This is a genomic window from Devosia sp. A16, from assembly GCF_001402915.1.
Classification (GTDB): domain Bacteria; phylum Pseudomonadota; class Alphaproteobacteria; order Rhizobiales; family Devosiaceae; genus Devosia_A.
The window spans coordinates 2,331,622-2,349,827 of sequence record NZ_CP012945.1 but is presented as its reverse complement, the minus strand read 5'-3'; the positions used below and the strand labels follow the sequence as shown (position 1 = coordinate 2,349,827).

Annotated in this window: 13 protein-coding genes; 8 read left to right on the top strand and 5 right to left on the bottom strand. The window is 66.8% G+C overall.

The window, feature by feature from the left end:
* Position 1: 1 nt before the first annotated feature.
* Both APS40_RS11455 and APS40_RS11450 read left to right on the top strand, forming a co-directional pair.
* On the top strand, positions 2 to 628 hold the full coding sequence (locus tag APS40_RS11455; protein WP_055047173.1) for a DUF1294 domain-containing protein: 627 nt from the start codon (positions 2 to 4) through the stop codon (positions 626 to 628).
* Positions 629 to 685: 57 nt separating this feature from the next.
* Positions 686 to 1,132, top strand: coding sequence for an SRPBCC domain-containing protein (locus APS40_RS11450; protein WP_055047172.1), 447 nt, complete (start codon positions 686 to 688; stop codon positions 1,130 to 1,132).
* A 166-nt stretch (positions 1,133 to 1,298) separates the two neighbouring features.
* Here APS40_RS11450 and APS40_RS11445 read toward each other — a convergent pair whose 3' ends face one another.
* From APS40_RS11445 to APS40_RS11425, 5 genes are all read right to left on the bottom strand, one after another.
* Entirely contained in the window at positions 1,299 to 2,426 is a 1,128-nt protein-coding gene (locus APS40_RS11445) for an epoxide hydrolase family protein (RefSeq protein ID WP_055047171.1), read from the bottom strand.
* 243 nt (positions 2,427 to 2,669) lie between these two features.
* Positions 2,670 to 3,380, bottom strand: a complete 711-nt coding sequence (locus tag APS40_RS11440; protein WP_055047170.1) for a helix-turn-helix transcriptional regulator — start codon at positions 3,378 to 3,380, stop codon at positions 2,670 to 2,672.
* 381 nt (positions 3,381 to 3,761) lie between these two features.
* Positions 3,762 to 4,892: an epoxide hydrolase family protein gene (locus APS40_RS11435; RefSeq protein WP_055047169.1), complete on the bottom strand. Its 1,131-nt coding sequence runs from the start codon at positions 4,890 to 4,892 to the stop codon at positions 3,762 to 3,764.
* A gap of 181 nt (positions 4,893 to 5,073) precedes the next feature.
* Entirely contained in the window at positions 5,074 to 5,607 is a 534-nt protein-coding gene (locus tag APS40_RS11430) for a DUF1697 domain-containing protein (RefSeq protein WP_055047168.1), read from the bottom strand.
* The gene (locus APS40_RS11425; protein WP_055047167.1) at positions 5,607 to 6,608 is read right to left on the bottom strand and encodes an aldose epimerase family protein; all 1,002 of its coding nucleotides are present in this window, start codon (positions 6,606 to 6,608) and stop codon (positions 5,607 to 5,609) included. The genes APS40_RS11430 and APS40_RS11425 overlap by 1 nt, the downstream gene beginning before the upstream one ends.
* Positions 6,609 to 6,684: 76 nt before the next feature.
* On the opposite strand from APS40_RS11425, the gene APS40_RS11420 reads away from it, so the two are divergent.
* The 6 genes from APS40_RS11420 (at position 6,685) to APS40_RS11395 (ending at position 18,083) form a co-directional block, all read left to right on the top strand.
* Positions 6,685 to 7,719, top strand: coding sequence for a LacI family DNA-binding transcriptional regulator (locus APS40_RS11420; RefSeq protein WP_055047166.1), 1,035 nt, complete (start codon positions 6,685 to 6,687; stop codon positions 7,717 to 7,719).
* 70 nt (positions 7,720 to 7,789) lie between these two features.
* The gene (xylB, locus tag APS40_RS11415; RefSeq protein WP_055047165.1) at positions 7,790 to 9,253 is read left to right on the top strand and encodes a xylulokinase; all 1,464 of its coding nucleotides are present in this window, start codon (positions 7,790 to 7,792) and stop codon (positions 9,251 to 9,253) included.
* The gene (xylA, locus tag APS40_RS11410) at positions 9,250 to 10,557 is read left to right on the top strand and encodes a xylose isomerase (RefSeq protein ID WP_055047164.1); all 1,308 of its coding nucleotides are present in this window, start codon (positions 9,250 to 9,252) and stop codon (positions 10,555 to 10,557) included. The genes xylB and xylA overlap by 4 nt, the downstream gene beginning before the upstream one ends.
* A 200-nt stretch (positions 10,558 to 10,757) precedes the next feature.
* Positions 10,758 to 12,386 (top strand): glycoside hydrolase family 43 protein, encoded by a 1,629-nt coding sequence (locus APS40_RS11405; protein ID WP_055047163.1) that lies wholly within the window; start codon positions 10,758 to 10,760, stop codon positions 12,384 to 12,386.
* Between the two features lie 242 nt (positions 12,387 to 12,628).
* Positions 12,629 to 15,304 carry a DNA mismatch repair protein MutS gene (gene mutS / locus APS40_RS11400; RefSeq protein WP_055047162.1) on the top strand — a complete coding sequence of 892 codons (2,676 nt, stop codon included), beginning with the start codon at positions 12,629 to 12,631 and terminating at the stop codon, positions 15,302 to 15,304.
* On the top strand, positions 15,285 to 18,083 hold the full coding sequence (locus tag APS40_RS11395; protein ID WP_055047161.1) for a [protein-PII] uridylyltransferase: 2,799 nt from the start codon (positions 15,285 to 15,287) through the stop codon (positions 18,081 to 18,083). Before mutS ends, APS40_RS11395 begins: the two co-directional genes overlap by 20 nt.
* Positions 18,084 to 18,206: the final 123 nt, after the last annotated feature.

Sequence of the window (18,206 nt, the reverse complement as noted above, 5' to 3'; positions counted from 1 at the left end):
GATGGCGCGGCAGAGCGGCGAACTGGTGCAGTGGAACGACGAGCGCGGTTTCGGTTTCATTGCCGGCGACGATGGTGGCCGCCACTTCGTCCATATCAGCGATATCGGCCGGATCGCCACGCGGCCCCGCGCCGGTGACCGTGTGTCATTCACGCTCGGGCGTGGCGCTGACGGACGGGCGGCGGCAAAGGAGGTAAAGATCGCCGGCGCCAACCCGATCAATGTCGGGGCGAGGCGCCGTGGGGCAGCAATGCCTGCCGCGCCGCAGATCGGCGTGCGAGGCCTGACAGCCGGCATTATCGTCCTGCTCGCGCTCGCCGATTATCTGATCGGACGGGCGCCGGTCTGGCTGCCCTTTGCCTACCTGGTGCTCGGAGTGACCAGTATCGCGGTCTACTGGTTCGACAAGCGGGCGGCGGAAGCGGACCGCTGGCGGGTCACGGAAAAGAGCCTTCACCTCATCGACGCCGTCGGCGGCATTGCCGGGGGGCTCGTCGCGCAGCAGCTGCTGCGCCACAAGACCAGCAAGCAGAGTTTTGTCGCGGTGACCGTGCTGATCGCCCTCGCGCACCTGGCGGCGCTGGCGAGCCTCGGCCTCGGGTGGTGGAGCTTCGCTCAGGCATCGTAAGGATTGACCGTCGCAGGGTCCGCAATTACTAAAGTCATGACTTAAGTGAGACATGCCATGGACGACTTTGCGACCGCTCGCGACCACCGCTTCGACATCGTCACCAGCCGGGTGCTGAATGCGCCGCCGGCGGCCGTGTTCGCGGCCTTCGCCGATCCGCAGGTGCTGGCGACCTGGTGGGGTCCCAGGGGGTTCCGCGATACCATCCATGCCTTCGACTTCCGGGTGGGCGGTATCTGGCGGCACACGCTGCACAATCCCGATGGGCACGAGCACGAGAACGAAGCGCGCTTCACCGTTATCGAACCCGGATCAAGGATCGAATACGACCACAACTCCGGCAAGCATTTCACTCTCAGCTTCCGGCCGGCGCCCGGCGGCAAGACCTTGTTCTCGCTGGGCATGACGTTCGAGAGCGCCGAGGCGCAACGCGCCGCGCGCGAACTGGTCAGCCGCTCGAACGACGAGAACATCGACCGGCTGGCGGCGGTGCTGAGGACCTAGGGCGGGCCGGCCTGCTCCCCTCCCCCTTGAGGGGAGGGGTGGGGGGTGGGGGTCCATCGGTGATCACCGCACCACCCCCTCCCTCAATCCCTCCCCTCAAGGGGAGGGAGGCCGGCGGCCGGTGAGCGGGTCCAGATCGAGCCCACCACCGGCCGGCACACGCGCTTCAGATCAGCTTTCCGAAGAACGTCCGGATGTCCTCGACCAGCAGGTCAGGCACGTCGGTGGCAGCGAAGTGGCCACCCCTCGGCATCTCGGTCCAGTGCACGATGTTGTTGGCCCGTTCGGCGAAACTCCGCACCGAACGGAAATCCCACGGGAACACCGCGACGCCGGTCGGGATGTCGTTGCGCGCCTCGCGATAGCCCGAACCGGAGCGCGCATCCTCGAGATAGATATTGGCGGCGGAGCCGCCGGAGGCGGTGAACCAGTAGATCGAAACATGGGCCAGGTAGCGGTCGCGATCGACATAGTTCACCCCTTCTCCCTCGAAGCCGAAGAACAGCTCGGTGTTCCAGGCGAGCTGGCCGACGGGCGAATCGACGAGGCCGTAGCCCAGGGTGCCAGGGCGCTTGGACTGGATATCCTGGTAGCCATTGTACTTGGTGAACTTCTCGAGGTTGGCGACGCCTTCCTGCTCGAAGGGCGTCAGCCTCTCCATCTCGCCGGGCTCGCCCTGGGGGAAGGCGAAGATCTGCTGCAGATGGGTGCCGACGAGACCCTCGGGCGCGAGGGTGCCGAGCTCCTTGCCGACGAGCGAGCCGACATCGCCGCCTTGCGCGCCGTAGCGGGTATAGCCGAGCTGCCGCATCAGCATGTCCCAGGTCCTCGCCACCCGGGCGGTATCCCAGCCCGGCGCGGCCAGCGGCGTCGACCAGCCGTAGCCGGGCAGCGAGGGGATGACGAGGTCGAAAGCCAGCGCCGGATCGAGCCCGTGCGCGCGCGGATCGCTCAGCGGCCCGATCACCTCGAAGAACTCGAGCACACTCGAAGGCCAGCCATGGGTGAGGATCAGCGGAAAGGCGTTGGGCTCTTTGGACCTGATATGGAGGAAGTGAATGGTCTGCCCGTCGATCTCGGTCAGGAATTGCGGATGGGCGTTGAGCCGAGCCTCCCAGGCGCGCCAGTCGAACTTGTTGAGCCATTGCTCGGCCAGCTCGCTGATGAAGCCGACCGGCTGACCGCGGCTCCAGTCGGTGCTCGTGGGATGCGGCCAGCGCGCCATGGTCAGGCGCTCCTTCAGATCGGCGATCGCATCGTCGGACACCTGGACCTTGAAAGGGGTGATGCTCATTTTCGTCTGCTCCGGTTGCGTGGAGAAGCCGGGGCGCCGAGATCGGTCCTTTGGCTTCTCTGCCCGCGTCGGACCCCATGGCCCGGCGTCTGCGCAGACCCTGCGCCCAGCCTGCTGACAGGACGTGGCAGGAGACTGGGCAGCCCGCGAGCAGGTGCGGGCGGCCGCCTCGCCAGATGGTCCCGCGTGGGGAGCCCCCTCACCTCTCCCCCGAGGGAGAGTGAACGGTGTGGGCGCTCAGGTTCAGCCCGGCTGGCTGGCCCAGGCCGGATGCTGCCGCGCCCATTCCTCACGCCATTCCTTGGCCAGTTGCAGGCGGCGCCGGCCATAGCGCTGGTCGGTTTCCGCGGCCGAGATGATGCGGTCGGTGCGGAAATTGCGGAAGGCTTCACGCATGCAGCACCAGCCGGCGACGATCTGCTTCCCCTCGTAATAGGCGAGCTGCACCGGCCAGATATCGCGCTCGGACGGTTTGCCGCTCTCGTCGGCGTACTCGATATGCAGCGCCTTCTCGCTGCGCATGGCGGCGCGCACCAGGCCCAGCACCGGGGTCGGCTCCTGCGGTCCGCGCATCAGCACCGGCCACAGGCCGGTATCCTTGATCCGGTCGCGCAGGTCGTCGGGGGACGCCGTGGCGATCTTGGCAAGCGCGTTCCTGGCGGCGCCGGCGAGCCCGGCATCGGGCTGCGCCTCGACCCAGCGGCCGCCCAGCACCAGCGCCTCGAGTTCCTCGGGCGTGAACATCAGCGGCGGCAGGAAGAAACCCGGCCTCAGCATATAGCCCACCCCGGCCTCGCCATCGATCGGCGCGCCCAGCCCGATGAGCGTCTGCACGTCCCGATAGAGGGTGCGGACTGAAACGCCCTGCTCCTCGGCCAGCGCCGCGGCGGTGACCGGGCGGCGGTGACGGCGCAGGGCGTCCATGACGGAAAACAGGCGTTCGGTCTTGTCCAAGCAAGCATCTCCTCGGTCCTTCGTTTTAGACTGCCTCACCTTTCGGGGCCATTGCTGCCAGAGCGGCGCGCTTTCGTTTCCCCGTGCAAGAACGAAGCGAAGGCGGCAGGCGAGCTCGCCGCGCTCTCCGAACATTCCAAGGTACCGGGGAAATCCGGCCTGCTGCTGCTCGAGAAGCGCGGCCGCTTCTGGTTCTACCGTAGCAACGCGAGGGTGGTGGAATGGGCGGCGAAAGAGGTAGCTGAACTCACTGAAACGTCCCCTCCCAGCCTCCCCCAAGGGGGAGGTGCCCCCCTGGTGTTTTTGGCACCATCGAAGACAGCGCCCCCACTCTTCACCTCCCCCTTCATGCGGGACGCCGGGAGGGACCGTCTCTATCGGTCAGCCTCCGATGGAAACGATCTCCCGATGGAACGCCCGGATGTCGGCGGCCAGCACGTCGGGGACTTCCAGCGCCGGAAAGTGCCCGCCCTGCCGCGCCTCGTTCCAGTGGACGAGGTTCTGGAGGTTCCTTTCGCCCCAGGCGCGCGGCGCGGGCAGGTCGCTTTCGGCGGGGACCAGCACGCCTTGCAGCACGTCGTGCGTGGGCATCGGCGCGAGCAGTTCCTGGTCGGCGAAGGCTTCCTTGTAGAGCCGGACCGAGGAACCGATGGTTTCGGTGAACCAATAGACCGAGAGCAGCGTCGCCAGCGTCTCGAACGGGAAGACGCTCTCGACATCGCCGCCGGTATCGCCCCAGTGATGGAACTTCTCGATGATCCAAGCTGCAAGCCCGGCGGGCGAATCGTTGAGTCCCACCGCCAGCGAGGTCGGCTTGGTGCCGTGCAGCAGCGCATAGGCGCCCTCGACGAAACTGGAATGGTCGACCCGCCTGAAGTACTCGACTTCCTCGGCCGTCGGCTCAGGCGGCCGCGGATACCCTGAAAACACGTTGCAGTAGTGTGCGCCGAGCAGGCGCTCCGGGTAGTGACGCACCAGCCCCAGCACGGCGCCGCCGCCGAGATCCGAGCCCGACACGAGGAAACGGGAATGGCCGAGTTGCTGCATGAGTTTGGCCCAGAGATGCCCGATCTGCGTCAGGTTCATGCCCTTCCTGGTCGGCCGGCTGGAAAAGCCGTAGCCGGGCAGGGAGGGGATGATCACGTCGAACGATCCCCCATCGACCTCGGCGGTCAGCCGGTCGACCAGCGGCAGCAGCTCGACGAAATTGCTTGGCCAGCCATTGGCCAGCAGCACCGGCACGGGGTTGGCGCCCTTGCCGCGCACATGGACGAAATGCACCATCTCGCCGTCGACCATGGCGGTGAACTGCGGATAGCGGTTCAGGCGCGCCTCAGCCGCCCGCCAGTCGAACGCATTACCCCAGTACGCGACGAAGCGGCGCAAGAAGGGCACGCTGGTGCCGTAGTCCCAGCCGGCATCCTCGACTTCGTCCGGGAAGCGCGCGTGTTGCAGCCGGCTTTTGAGCGCAACGATCTCCGCGTCGGCAATGGCGATGGTGAAAGGGGTCATGCACTCGTCTCCACGTTGGTACGCGGAGAGCAATGCGCCGGGCCTGCTGACAGAGGCTGTCAGCAGGATCTGGAGCGGTCCCCCGGAAGAGTTGCGCAGCACGGCGACGTGATCGCGGCATCGGGCTGATATCCGGCGGCTGCTGGCCGGCACCGAGCCTCGGCTGGGGCAACGCCTTAGGTCAGCCCTTCGCCAGCGCCGTGCCCTTGTCTGCCAAGCCGGCGAACACCCTCCAGTTGCGCTGCGTCATGCGGGCGCCGAGCGCCTTTTCGATCTGCAGTTTCGAGGTGCTGATGCCCTTCGGGTAGGCGACGATCAGGTGGGCGCCGACCATGGCCAGCTGTTCCGGACCGGCCCAATCGCGCAGCGGCGCCCAGTCGAGCGCCTGGTGGAAAGTGCAGACGCCAAGCTCGTGCGGACGCTCGGCGGCCACCTCTGGAAAGGGGTCGGCCTCAACCACCGTGGCCATGTCCCGGGGCCTTACGACGAACACCTCGTTGGCCGGGCCGAGCCCGAAACCGTCGACTGCCCTCTGCACGAGCTTGCGCACCTGGGTCATCGTGTGGCTGGCGCGAAGGATGAGGTTGCCGGTGTTGCCGACGGTCGAAACGTCGTCCAGCCCGGCGGCGGCGCAGGCATCGCGTAGCGCCGCCATCTTCATCTTGGCATGCGTCACCGGACCGATGGCGCGGATCAGGGCGACATAGGCCGCCATCAGGCGATCTCGATATCGACGCGATGGCTGTAATCGCGCTCCGGGCCGTAGATGGTCGAAGGGAAATGCGGGTGGTTCACAGCGTCGGGCAGATCCTGGTCCTCGAGGCAGAAGCCGCAATGGTGGCCGTAGTGCTTGCCCTCGGCGGAGACGTCGGTGGTCACCGAGTTGTAGACCTGCAGGCCCGGCCGATCAGTATAGAGCTTCAGCGTCAGGAGCTTGTCGGGGCCGGTGACCACCGCCACCGGATCCTCGAAACGGCGGTCGGTGTTGAGCACGACGTTGCCGTCATAGTCGATCGGCTTGCCCTCGGCGTCGCGCATGGTGCGGCCCTGACGAAAATCCCAGATGGTGCCGTCGACCGGCAGGATGGCGCCGGTCGGGATCAGCGGGCCGCCGAGTTCGGTATAAGCCGCGGCATCGATCTTGAAGGTGTGGTCGAGCACATCGGGGCCGGTGCCGAGGTTGAAGTACTGGTGCTGCACCACGTTGATCGGCGTGCGGCGATCGGCCTTGGCGCCGAGATCGAGCCGCAGGCGGTTGCCGGTCAGGGTATAGGTGGCGCTGAACCTGACATTGCCCGGGAAGCCCATGGCGCCATCGGGCGAATCGAGGGTGAAGCGCACCGCGTTATTGGCGCTGTCCGCCTCGCCATCCCAGACCAGGCGGCCGATGCCCTCGGGGCCGCCATGCAGGGTGTGGGTAACGAAATTGCTGGCGAGGTTGTAGGTCTCGCCATCGAGGGTGAACTGCGCATTCCTGATGCGGTTGGCGACGCGCCCCGCGAGCGAACCGAAATACGGCGAATGGGCCGGATAGCTGTCGAACTTGTCGTAGCCGAGCACCACCGAGCGCAGGCCGCCCGCCACCGGCACGCGCCAATCGCGCACCAGCACGCCCCAGGAGATGATATCGACTTCGACCCCGGTGTCGCTCCGAAGCTTGAACTGTTCGACCCGCTTACCATTGAAGCTGCCGAACTCTTCCACCGCGACGCTCATTGCCGTTATCTCCTCTTTCGTGCGACGGGTTGATAGCCGCAATCGGCAAGAAGCGGAAGCCGGAGAGGGGGAGGAGATGGACGAAGTGAAGCGCCGCGCCACGGTGCACGACGTCGCGCGAGAGGCCGGCGTGTCGCTGGCGACGGTCGACCGCGTCCTCAACGGTCGTCCGGGCGTGCGCACCGAAACCGCCGACAAGGTGGCCGAGGCGATCAAGGCGCTGGATTTCCGCCGCGACCTGTCGGCGTCGCTCCTGGCCCGCGCCCGCGACCTCGGCGTCACCTTCCTGATCCCGGACGGTCGCAACCAGTTCATGCTGGCGCTGGTCGACGCGATTGCCCGGCGGGCCCGCACCACCAAGGGCGAGCGCATCTCGATCACCACCGAACTGGTGCATGCGTTCGACGCGGCCGCGCTGGCCAGCGCGTTGAGCAGCCTCGACCCCAAGAGCTGCGACTGCGCCGTGGTGGTCGCCACCGAAGACGACAAGGTGCGGCGCGCCATCGACCAGGCGTCGCGCCGTGGCATCGCCGTGGTGACGCTGGTTTCCGACCTGCCCGGTTCGGCCCGCCGGCACTTCGTGGGCATCGACAACGTGGCCGCAGGGCGCACCGCGGCGTCGCTGATCGGCCGCTTCTGTCCCGCCGGCGGGATTGGGCTCATCGCCGGCTCGCTCAGCCTCGCCGACCATCACCAGCGCCGCGAGGGGTTCGAGGCGGTGCTCGGGGCCGAGTTCCCCCAGCACCGGATCGTCGGCCCACTGGAGGGGTTCGACGACGACGCCAAGACCGAGGCGGCGGCGATCGAACTGCTGAGCCAGCCGCTCAGCGGCATCTACAACATGGGCGGCGGCTATGCCGGCCTGCTGCGCGCGCTGGAGCGCACCGGCAAGACCGGCAAGGTGCGCGTGGTGGCGCATGAACTGACCGAAGCGACGCGGGCCGGGCTCGCCAGCGGTGCCATCGACGTGGTGATCGACCAGAACCCGGATGGCGAAATCGCCGCCGCTCTCGCGGTCGCCCGCGCGCTGGCCCTGGGGCAGGATGCGGAGCGCCGACCGGCCCCCATTGAAATCGGCCTCTATCTGCGCGACAATCTCCCCAGAGGGTAATCCATCATAACGACGCCCCGGGGGAGGACTACGGCATGTTGCTACTGCTCGGTCTTGAGGTACGTGCCTCATGACCTATCTCGGCATCGATATCGGCACATCCGGCGTCAAGGCGCTGCTCATCGACCGGGCCGGCCAACCGCTCGGCGAAGCCACCGCCAAGGCGGTCGAGCCCACCCGGCCGCATCCCGGTTGGTCGGAGCAGAACCCCAGGGACTGGTGGAACGCGACGCTCGAAGCGATCGACAAACTGTCGAAGTCGCATCCGGCGGAGCTGGCCAAGGTGCGCGGCATCGGGCTTTCCGGCCACATGCATGGTGCGACGCTGCTCGACCGCAACGACGAGGTGCTGCGACCCTCTATCCTGTGGAATGACGGGCGCTCGGCGGCGGAGTGCGCAGAGATGGAAGCCGCGCTGCCGAGCCTGCGCGACATCGCCGGCAATATCGCCATGCCGGGATTCACCGCGCCAAAGATCGCCTGGGTGCGCAAGCACGAGCCGGAGATCTACGGCCGGATCGCCAAGGTGCTGCTGCCCAAGGCGTATATCCGGCTGCTGCTGACCGGCGAGCATATCGAAGAGATGTCCGACGCCTCGGGCACGCTGTGGCTCGATGTCGGCAAGCGCGACTGGTCTGATGAGCTGCTGGCGCTGACCGGGCTCAACCGTTCGCACATGCCGCGGCTGGTCGAGGGTTCGGCCGCCTCGGCCCCGCTGAAGAGCGAATTCGCCAGCCGCTGGGGCATGTCGGGGGATGTGGTGGTCGCCGGCGGCGCCGGCGACAATGCGGCCGCAGCCTGCGGCATCGGCGCGATCAAGCCGGGCGAGGGCTTCGTGTCGCTCGGCACGTCGGGCGTGCTGTTCGTTTCGAACGACCGCTTCCGCCCCAATACCCGGGGCGCTGTGCACGCCTTCTGCCATGCTATTCCGGAGACCTGGCACCAGATGGGGGTGATCCTGTCGGCCACCGACAGCCTCAACTGGCTGGCCAAGATCACCGGCCAGGATCCGGCCAAACTCGCCGGCGCCGCCGAGGCCGGCTTCAAGGGCCCGGGCGAGGAGATCTTCCTGCCCTACCTGTCAGGTGAGCGCACCCCGCACAACAATGCGGCGGCGCGCGGCAGCTTTACCGGCCTCAGCCATTCCACCGACGCGGCCCTCCTGGCCCAGGCGGTGATGGAAGGGGTCGCCTTCGCCTTCCGCGACTGCCAGCGGGTGCTGCAGGACGCCGGCACCGAAATGGGCCAGCTGCTCGCCGTCGGCGGCGGGTCGAAATCCGAACTGTGGCTCAAACTGATCGCCACCAATCTCGATACCGAGATCGCACTGCCCGAGGACGGCGATTTCGGCGGCGCGCTGGGCGTCGCCCGGCTCGGCCTCTGCGCCGCGGAAGGCGCCGATCCCGCCGAGATCATGACCATGCCGGCGATCAAGCGGGTGATCAAACCCGAGCCGGCGCTCAAGTCTGCCTATTCGGAACAATATGCGCGCTACCGCGCCCTTTACCCTGCCATCGAGGAGGCCCGTAAGTGACTGATTTCTTCAAGGGACTGCAGCCCGTCAAGTTCGAAGGACCGACGTCCAGCAACCCGCTCGCCTATCGGTTCTACAACAAGGACGAACTGGTGCTGGGCAAGCGGATGGAAGATCACATCCGGCCGGCAATTGCCTATTGGCATACCTTCGCCTGGGAAGGCGGCGATCCGTTCGGCGGCCGCACCTTCGACCGGCCCTGGTACGACAAAGGCCTCGAGGGCGCCAAGCTCAAGGCGGATGTCGCCTTCGAGCTGTTCGACCTGCTGGATGCGCCGTTCTTCTGCTTCCATGACGCCGATGTCGCTCCCGAGGGGGCGACGCTGAAGGAAAGCAACAAGAACCTTCGCACCATCACCGACATCTTCGCCAAGAAGATGCAGAGCTCGCGCACCAGGCTGCTCTGGGGCACGGCGAACCTGTTCAGCAACCGCCGCTACATGGCCGGCGCCGCCACCAATCCCGACCCCAATGTGTTCGCCTATGCCGCCGGGCAGGTGAAGGAAATGCTGGAGATCACCCATGAACTGGGTGGCGCCAACTACGTGCTGTGGGGTGGCCGCGAGGGCTACGAGACGCTGCTCAACACCCGCATCAAGCAGGAGCAGGACCAGGCGGCGCGCTTCCTGTCGCTGGTCATCGACCACGCCAAGAAGATCGGTTTCAAGGGACAGCTGCTGATCGAGCCCAAGCCGCAGGAGCCGACCAAGCACCAGTACGACTACGACGTGTCAACAGTCTACGGCTTCCTCAAGACCTACGGTCTCGAAAAGGAGGTCAAGGTCAACATCGAAGTCGGCCATGCCTTCCTCGCCGGCCACAGCTTCGAGCATGAGCTGGCGGTCGCTGGCGGGCTCGGCATCCTCGGCTCGGTCGATGCCAACCGCAACGACCTGCAGTCGGGCTGGGATACCGACCAGTTCCCCAACAATCCGGGCGAAATGGCGCTGGCCTTCTACCAGATCCTCAAGGCCGGCGGGCTGGGCAAAGGCGGCTTCAACTTCGACGCCAAGGTGCGGCGCCAGTCGATCGAACCGGTCGACCTGCTCTATGGCCATATCGGCGGCCTCGACGTGCTGGCCCGCGGCCTCAAGGCGGCGGCGGCGATGATCGAGGACGGCACCTTCGACAAGGCGCTGGACGCGCGCTACGCCGGCTGGAACGAGAAGGGCGCCGCCGCGATGCTGAAGGGCGAGCGCACGCTGGCCGAGATCGCCCAGTGGGTGGAGGCCGAAAACATCAACCCCGAACCGCGCTCGGGACAGCAGGAATACCTGGAAAACCTGGTCAACCGCTTCGTGTGAGCCACCGCTTCACCCTCCCCCTCGCGGGGAGGGTGGCGCAGCTCGGGAGCGCCAGCAACCTGGCGAAGCCAGGGTGGGGGGGCCCCACGCTTCGTTGTCCACCGCACACCCCCACCCAGCTGCGCTAGGCCTCTGGCCAAGCTTCGCTACCTCCCCCGTCAAAGGGGGAGGTGATCCCGACTGAACCATCGAGTACCAGCATGCCCACCATCCGCAATCCTATCCTCCCCGGCTTCAACCCCGATCCCTCGATCCTCCGAGTCGGCGACGACTACTACATCGCCACCTCCACCTTCGAGTGGTACCCGGGGGTGCAGATCCATCACTCGAAGGATCTCGCCAACTGGGAGCTGGTGACCCGGCCACTGACCCGCAAGTCGCAGCTCGATATGCGCGGCGATCCGGATTCGTGCGGCATCTGGGCGCCCTGCCTGTCGCATGACGGCGAGCAGTTCTTCCTCATCTACACCGACGTGAAGCGCAAGGACGGCTCGTTCAAGGACGCGCACAATTATCTCGTCACCGCGCCCAGCATCGAGGGACCCTGGTCCGATCCGGTCTACATGAACTCCTCGGGGTTCGACCCGTCGCTGTTCCACGACGACGACGGCCGGAAGTGGTTCGTCAACATGCTATGGGACCATAGGACCCGCCCCCTGCTGTTTGCCGGCATCGCGCTACAGGAATACGACCACGCACAGAAGAAGCTCGTCGGGCCGATCAAGAACATCTACCAGGGGACCGACCTGAAGCTGGTCGAAGGCCCGCACCTCTACAAGCGTAACGGCAAGGACGGACGGCCCTGGTACTACCTGCTGACCGCCGAGGGCGGCACCGGCTACGAACACGCCGTCACCTTCGCGCGCTCGCGCCAGATCGATGGACCGTACGAGACCCATCCGCAAAAGCACATCCTCACCGCCAAGGATGCGCCGCTCAACCCGGTGCAACGGGCCGGGCACGGCGACATCGTCGAGACGGCCGACGGCAAGACCTTCCTCGTCCACCTGATGGGGCGCCCCACCACCCAGAAACGCCGCTGCGTGCTCGGCCGCGAGACCGGCATCCAGGAAGCCTATTGGGGCGCCGACGACTGGCTGTGGGTGAAGAACGGCCCCGTTCCCTCGCTCGAGGTGGAGATCCCCGGCACCCGCGACGACAGCGGCTACTGGGCCGAGCAACGCTACCGTTTCGATACGCTGCACCCCGATTTCCAGTGGCTCAGGACGCCCGAGACCGAGCGCATCTTCTCGGTCGGCGACAACCAGCTGACGCTGTTCGGGCGCGAGTCGATCGGCAGCTGGTTCGAGCAGGCGCTGGTGGCGCGCCGGCAGACGCATTTCTCCTACGACGCCGAGGTGACGCTCGATTTCGCCCCCGTCGACGAGCGGCAATTTGCTGGCATAACGGGCTATTACGGTCGCTACAATTTCCACTATCTCACCGTCACCGCGCATTCCGACGGCAAGCGTGAGCTGTTGATCATGAGCTCGCTCGCCAGCCACCCGGATGGCAAGCTCAGCTACCCGGCGGCGCCGGTGCCGCTGCCGCAGGAGGGGCCCGTGCGGTTGAAGATCGAGATCCGCGGGCCGAAGCTGCAGTTCTTCTATGCCGCCGGGGACGCCAGGGCCGCCGGCAACTGGCAGCCGGTCGGCGGCACGCTCGACGCCTCGATCCTCTCGGACGAATGCGGCGGGCACGCCGAGCACGGCAGTTTTACCGGCGCCTTTGTCGGCATGGCGGCGTCGGATCTCAACGGCACGGCGAAGCCGGCGGTGTTTTCGGACTTCGTCTATCGACCGGTGCAGGATCCGAGCGATCGGTATTGAGCGACGCTGCTGGTGCTGGCGCGGGCTGACCCCCACCCTTGATCCCTCCCCCTAAGAAGGGGGCGGGAGACGCTAACCTCGATGTCAGTGGAAGGGTCTCCCTCCCCATTCTTAGGGGGAGGGGACAGGGGTGGGGGTCGACTCTCACCGGCTGCTCATTGTGGAGCGCGACCCCGACTCAGTTGCCCGCTCACCCCAAACCCCCTAACGTCCCGGCCTCCCTGTCTTTGCTGCCGAGCCCGATGGACCAAGCGCCCTATTCCGCCCCCAGTGCCGTCGAAGGCGCGCCCATCACGCCGATGATGTCGCAGTTCCTCGAGATCAAGGCGGTCAATCCGGGGTACCTGCTGTTCTATCGGATGGGCGACTTCTACGAGATGTTCTTCGAGGACGCCGAGATCGCCAGTCAGGCGCTCGGCATCGTCCTCACCAAGCGCGGCAAGCACCAGGGGCAGGATATCCCGATGTGCGGCGTGCCGATACACGCGGCGCAGGACTACCTCAAGAAACTGATCGGGCTGGGCCACCGCGTCGCCATCTGCGAGCAAGTGGAAGATCCGGCGGAAGCCAGGAAGCGCGGCTCGAAATCGCCGGTGAAGCGCGACGTGGTGCGGCTGGTGACCCGCGGCACCATCACCGAAGACGACCTGCTGCCGACCCGCGGCTCGGCCTATCTCGCGGCGCTCAGCATGGTGCGCCACGGCGAGACCGATTTCGCGCTGGCCTGGGCCGACGTTTCCACGGGCGAGGTGGCGGTGCTCGATGTCTCGGCGATGGCGCTCGGCGACGAACTGGCCCGCATCGCGCCGGCCGAGCTGCTGCTTACCGAGGCCACCCGCACCAGTCTCGCCGAGGCGAAGATTCCGCTGCCCGATGCGGCCCTGGTCGGCCTCGACACCTCTCAGTTCGACAGCGAACTGGCGAGCCAACGCATCATCGCCGCCTTCCCCGATGGCGAGGTCGACCCCACCGCCTACTCGCGCGCCGGCCGCGCCGCGCTGGGGGCACTGCTCGACTATGTGAGGGACAGCCAGAAGGGCGTGCCGGTGGCGCTGCGCCCGCCCGCCGCCGAACGGCTCAGCGCCCATATGGCGATCGACGCCGCAACCCGGGTGTCGCTCGAACTGCTGGAAACCCAGCGTGGCCAGGAGAAGGGCTCGCTCCGCCATGAGATCGACCTGGCGGTCACCCCACCCGGCTCGCGCCTCCTGGCGCGCCGGCTGGCGGCGCCGCTCTGCGACGCCAACCAGATCAATGCCCGGCTCGACGCGGTCGAGTGTCTCGTCGCCGATGGCCTCCTCACGCAAAGGCTGCGTGGCGAGCTGAAGTCGGTGCCCGATCTGACGCGCGCCCTGACCCGATTGGCGCTGGGTCGGGGTGGTCCGCGCGACCTCCGCGCCACTGGCGGCGCCATTGCTGCCGCCATCGCGCTGGCCGACCGGCTCGCCACGCTCGAACGCCCTCCCGCCGAACTGAGATCGATCGGCGCCCGCCTTGCCGACGCGCCGGCGGCGCTGGCGGCCGAACTGGCGGCGGCCATCGACGACGAACCGCCGCTGCTCGCTCGCGACGGCGGCTTCGTCAAGCGTGGTTATGACGCGGCGCTCGATGCCGAGCGGGCGCTGGCCTCGGAAACCCGCGAGGTGGTGGCGGCGCTGCAGGCCCGGCTGATCGAGGAAACCGACGTCCGGTCGCTGAAGATCCGCCATAACGGCGTCCTCGGCTATTTCGTCGAAGTGCCGGCCGGGCATGGCGGCAAGCTGCTGGAAGCGCCGCATCGCGACACCTTCATCCACCGCCAGACCATGGCCAACGCCATGCGGTTCACCACCGCGGAGCTGGCCGAGCTCGAGGGCCGCATCGCCAAGGCGCATGACGCGGCGCTGGCCATCGAGGCGACGATCTTCACCCGCCTCGCCGCCGCCGTCGCCGCCGAGAACACCCGGCTGCGCGCCATCGCCGATGCGCTGGCCGAACTCGACGTCGCGGCCGCTTTGGCGCAGCTGGCGATGACCCGCAACTTCTGCCGCCCGACCATCGACGACAGCCTCGCCTTCTACATCGAAGGCGGCCGGCATCCGGTGGTCGAGACCAATGTGCGGGCGCAGCACGAGGTGTTCGTCGAGAATGGCTGCGACTTGACCGGCGGAGCGCTGTGGCTGGTCACCGGCCCGAATATGGGCGGTAAATCCACCTTCCTCCGCCAGAACGCGCTGATCGCGATCCTCGCGCAGATGGGCAGCTACGTGCCGGCCACGGCCGCGCATATCGGGGTGGTCGACCGGGTGTTCTCGCGCGTCGGCGCCTCAGACGATATCGGCGGGGGCCGCTCGACCTTCATGGTCGAGATGGTCGAAACCGCCGCCATCCTCAACCGCGCCACGCAGCGTTCGCTGGTGATCCTCGACGAGATCGGCCGCGGCACCGCCACCTTCGATGGGCTGAGCATCGCCTGGGCTGCCGTCGAGGCGCTGCACGACCAGACCGGCTGCCGCGCCCTGTTCGCGACGCACTTCCATGAGATGACGGCCCTGTCCAAAACCTTGGCGCGCGTCTCCAACCACACCATGAAGGTGCGCGAGTGGGAGGGGGAAGTTGTGTTTCTGCACGAAGTGGCCGACGGCGCCGCCGATCGCAGCTACGGCATCCAGGTGGCCAAGCTCGCCGGCCTGCCCGAGTCCGTGCTGGCGCGCGCCCGCCAGGTGCTGGGCGTGCTCGAACAGCGCTCTTCCGGCGGAAAAGCCGTCGTGCTAGACGATCTGCCGCTCTTTGCGCATCAACCGCCCACCCCGAAGGCGGCCGTTAATCCCATTCATGACATGCTCGATCAGGTACGCCCCGACGACCTTACGCCCCGCGCGGCCATCGACCTGATCTACGAGCTTAAGAAAATCCGCGATGCAGCTCGCCGAAATTGACGCCCGACCGCGAAAACCGGCCTTCCAGCTCACCACGGCCGAGACCATCCTCGGCGACATAAGGCGCCTCGTCGGCGCAGAAGACCCCAAATCCGCGGCGGCCCGCAGCATCGTGCTCCAGCATGTCCGTTCCGTCCTCGCCGACGCCCGCAGGGGTGCCGAGGCGGAGCTGATGGCCACCGGCAAGGGTACCCGCTGTGCCATGAATCTCAGCGCCGCCGAAGACGACATCATCCGCGCGGTGCACCATTTCGCGGTGCGCGACGTCTACCCGGTCGACAACCCCTCCGGGGCCGAAATGATCTCGATCGCCGCGGTGGGCGGCTATGGCCGCGGCACGCTGGCGCCCGGCTCCGACATCGATCTGCTCTTCATCCTGCCCTACAAGCAGACGCCCTGGGGCGAGCAGATCACCGAGTATATCCTCTACATGCTGTGGGACCTCGGCCAGAAGGTCGGCCATGCCGTGCGCTCGGTCGACGATTGCATCCGCATGGCGCGCTCCGACATGACGGTGCGCACCGCAACGCTGGAAGCACGCTACCTCACCGGCGACAAAAAGCTGTTCGAAGAACTGGTACACAGGTTCGAAACCGAGATCATGCCCAAGACCGGGCCGGAATTCATCGCCGCCAAGATGGCCGAGCGCGACGAACGGCACCGGCAGATGGGCAATACCCGCTACGTGGTCGAGCCCAACATCAAGGACGGCAAGGGCGGTCTCAGGGACCTCCACGCCCTGTTCTGGATCGGCAAGTATTTCTACCGGGTCAAATCCAGCGCCGAGCTGGTGGGCAAGGGCGTATTGAGCGCCGAGGAGTACCGGCTGTTTCAACGGGCCGAGGATTTCCTCTGGGCGATCCGCTGTAACCTCCACTTCCTCACCGGCCGGGCCGACGAGAAGCTGACCTTCGACGTCCAGCCCGACCTCGCCGCGCGGCTCGGCTACAACGACCGCGCCGGGATGCTCGGGGTCGAGCGCTTCATGAAGCGCTACTTCCTCGTCGCCAAGGATGTCGGCGACCTCACCCGCATCTTCTGCACGTCGCTGGAATTCGACCACGCCAAGCCGCTCGACATGGTCGGGCGGGTGCTGGCGCCGTTCAAGCGCGGCAAGGTGGCGATCAAGGGCGAGACCGATTTCGTCATCGAGGGCGGCCGGCTCAACGTCGCCGGGCCCGACGTATTCCAGAAAGACCCGCGCAACCTCATCAAGGGGTTCATGCTGGCGGGGCGGCACGATGCGCACCTCCATCCCGACGCCATCAAGCTGATCCGCCGCTCGTTCAAGCTGATCGGCCATGATCTGCGGAACGACAGGCAGGCCAATGCCTGGTTCCTCGAGATCCTGACCGCGCCGACCTATGTCGAGCGCATCCTGAGGCAGATGAACGAAGCGGGTGTGCTCGGCCGCTTCGTGCCGGAATTCGGCAAGATCGTCGCGCTGATGCAGTTCAACATGTACCACCACTACACGGTGGACGAGCACCTGATCCGCGCCGTCGGAGTGATGGCCGACATCGCCAATGGGGGCCTGCGCGAACAGCTGCCGCTGACGCACGAGTTGCTGCCGCATCTCAACGACACGCGGCTGCTCTATGTGGCGCTGTTCCTCCATGACATCGCCAAGGGCCGGCCGGAGGATCACTCGATCGCCGGAGCCCGCATCGCGCGGAAATTCTGCCCGCGCCTGGGGCTCGACCCGGCCGAAACCGACACCGTCTCCTGGCTGGTCGAACATCACCTCTTGATGAGCGAGATCGCCCAGAGCCGCGATATCCAGGATCCCGAAACGGCGCGCTCGTTCGCCGACGTGGTGCAGTCGCCGCAACGGCTGGCGCTGTTGATGATCCTGACCGCCTGCGACATCCGCGCGGTGGGCCCCGGGGTGTGGACCGGCTGGAAGGGGTCGCTGCTGCGCGCCCTCTACTATGCCACCGAGCCACTGCTGTCGGGCGGCCACAGCCAGGTGACGCAGCGCGATCGCATCGAGGCGGCAAAGACGGTGCTGCGCGGCGCTCTGTCCGCCTGGCCGGCGGCGGAAGTCGATACCTATCTCGGCCGCCACTACGACCATTACTGGCTGCGCGCCGAGCCGGAACTGCAGGTCGAACACGCCCGGATGATCCGCGCCGCCGACCAGGCCGGGCAGATGTTCGCCGGCTCCATCCGGGTGAAATCGTTCGAGGGCATCACCGAAGTCAATTTCTACACCCCGGACCATCCGCGGCTGTTGTCGCTGATCGCCGGCGCCTGCACCATGGCCGACGCCTCGATCATCGGCGCACAGATCTTCGGTACCCGCGACGGCCGCGCCGTCGACACTTTCAGGCTGCGCCGCTCATTCACCTCGGACGAGGACGAGAAGGTCCGCGCCACCCGCATCATCGACACGGTGAAGCAACTGCTGCAGGGCAAGCGGCAGGTTCTGATCGATCTCGGCAAGGAGAGTCGGCACAACAAGCGGCTCAAACCCTTCACCCTGCCGGCGCAAGTGGCGGTATCGAACACCATTTCGGAGAAGTTCACCGTCATCGAGGTGATGGGCCTCGACCGCACGGGCCTCTTGCATCAGCTCACCCGCCAGATCTCCGACCTCAACCTCACCATCGGCTCAGCCCATATCGGCACCTACGGCGAGAAGGCGGTCGACGTGTTCTACGTCACCGACCTCACCGGCCATAAGATCGAATCGAAATCGCGCCAGAAGAAGATCCACGACGCACTGCTCGCGGTGTTCGGGGGCGTCGACGAGAAGGCCAAGGTGGCGAATGGGTAATCCGGTGGCCGTGGCCCCCCACCCCTGTCCCCTCCCGCCGAACAGGGGGAGGGAGACCCTCCCCGCGGCGGTTGTGTTCTCGTCTCCCTCCCCTTCCTTAGGGGGAGGGGACAGGGGTGGGGG

Excerpts from the sequence above, each read along its gene's own strand:
- APS40_RS11455 (WP_055047173.1), top strand. The coding sequence starts at position 2 with ATGGCGCGGCAGAGCGGCGAACTGGTGCAGTGGAACGACGAGCGCGGT.
- APS40_RS11450 (WP_055047172.1), top strand. The coding sequence starts at position 686 with ATGGACGACTTTGCGACCGCTCGCGACCACCGCTTCGACATCGTCACC.
- APS40_RS11445 (WP_055047171.1), bottom strand. The coding sequence starts at position 2,426 with ATGAGCATCACCCCTTTCAAGGTCCAGGTGTCCGACGATGCGATCGCC.
- APS40_RS11435 (WP_055047169.1), bottom strand. The coding sequence starts at position 4,892 with ATGACCCCTTTCACCATCGCCATTGCCGACGCGGAGATCGTTGCGCTC.
- APS40_RS11430 (WP_055047168.1), bottom strand. The coding sequence starts at position 5,607 with ATGGCGGCCTATGTCGCCCTGATCCGCGCCATCGGTCCGGTGACGCAT.
- APS40_RS11425 (WP_055047167.1), bottom strand. The coding sequence starts at position 6,608 with ATGAGCGTCGCGGTGGAAGAGTTCGGCAGCTTCAATGGTAAGCGGGTC.
- APS40_RS11420 (WP_055047166.1), top strand. The coding sequence starts at position 6,685 with ATGGACGAAGTGAAGCGCCGCGCCACGGTGCACGACGTCGCGCGAGAG.
- xylB (WP_055047165.1), top strand. The coding sequence starts at position 7,790 with ATGACCTATCTCGGCATCGATATCGGCACATCCGGCGTCAAGGCGCTG.
- APS40_RS11405 (WP_055047163.1), top strand. The coding sequence starts at position 10,758 with ATGCCCACCATCCGCAATCCTATCCTCCCCGGCTTCAACCCCGATCCC.
- mutS (WP_055047162.1), top strand. The coding sequence starts at position 12,629 with ATGGACCAAGCGCCCTATTCCGCCCCCAGTGCCGTCGAAGGCGCGCCC.
- APS40_RS11395 (WP_055047161.1), top strand. The coding sequence starts at position 15,285 with ATGCAGCTCGCCGAAATTGACGCCCGACCGCGAAAACCGGCCTTCCAG.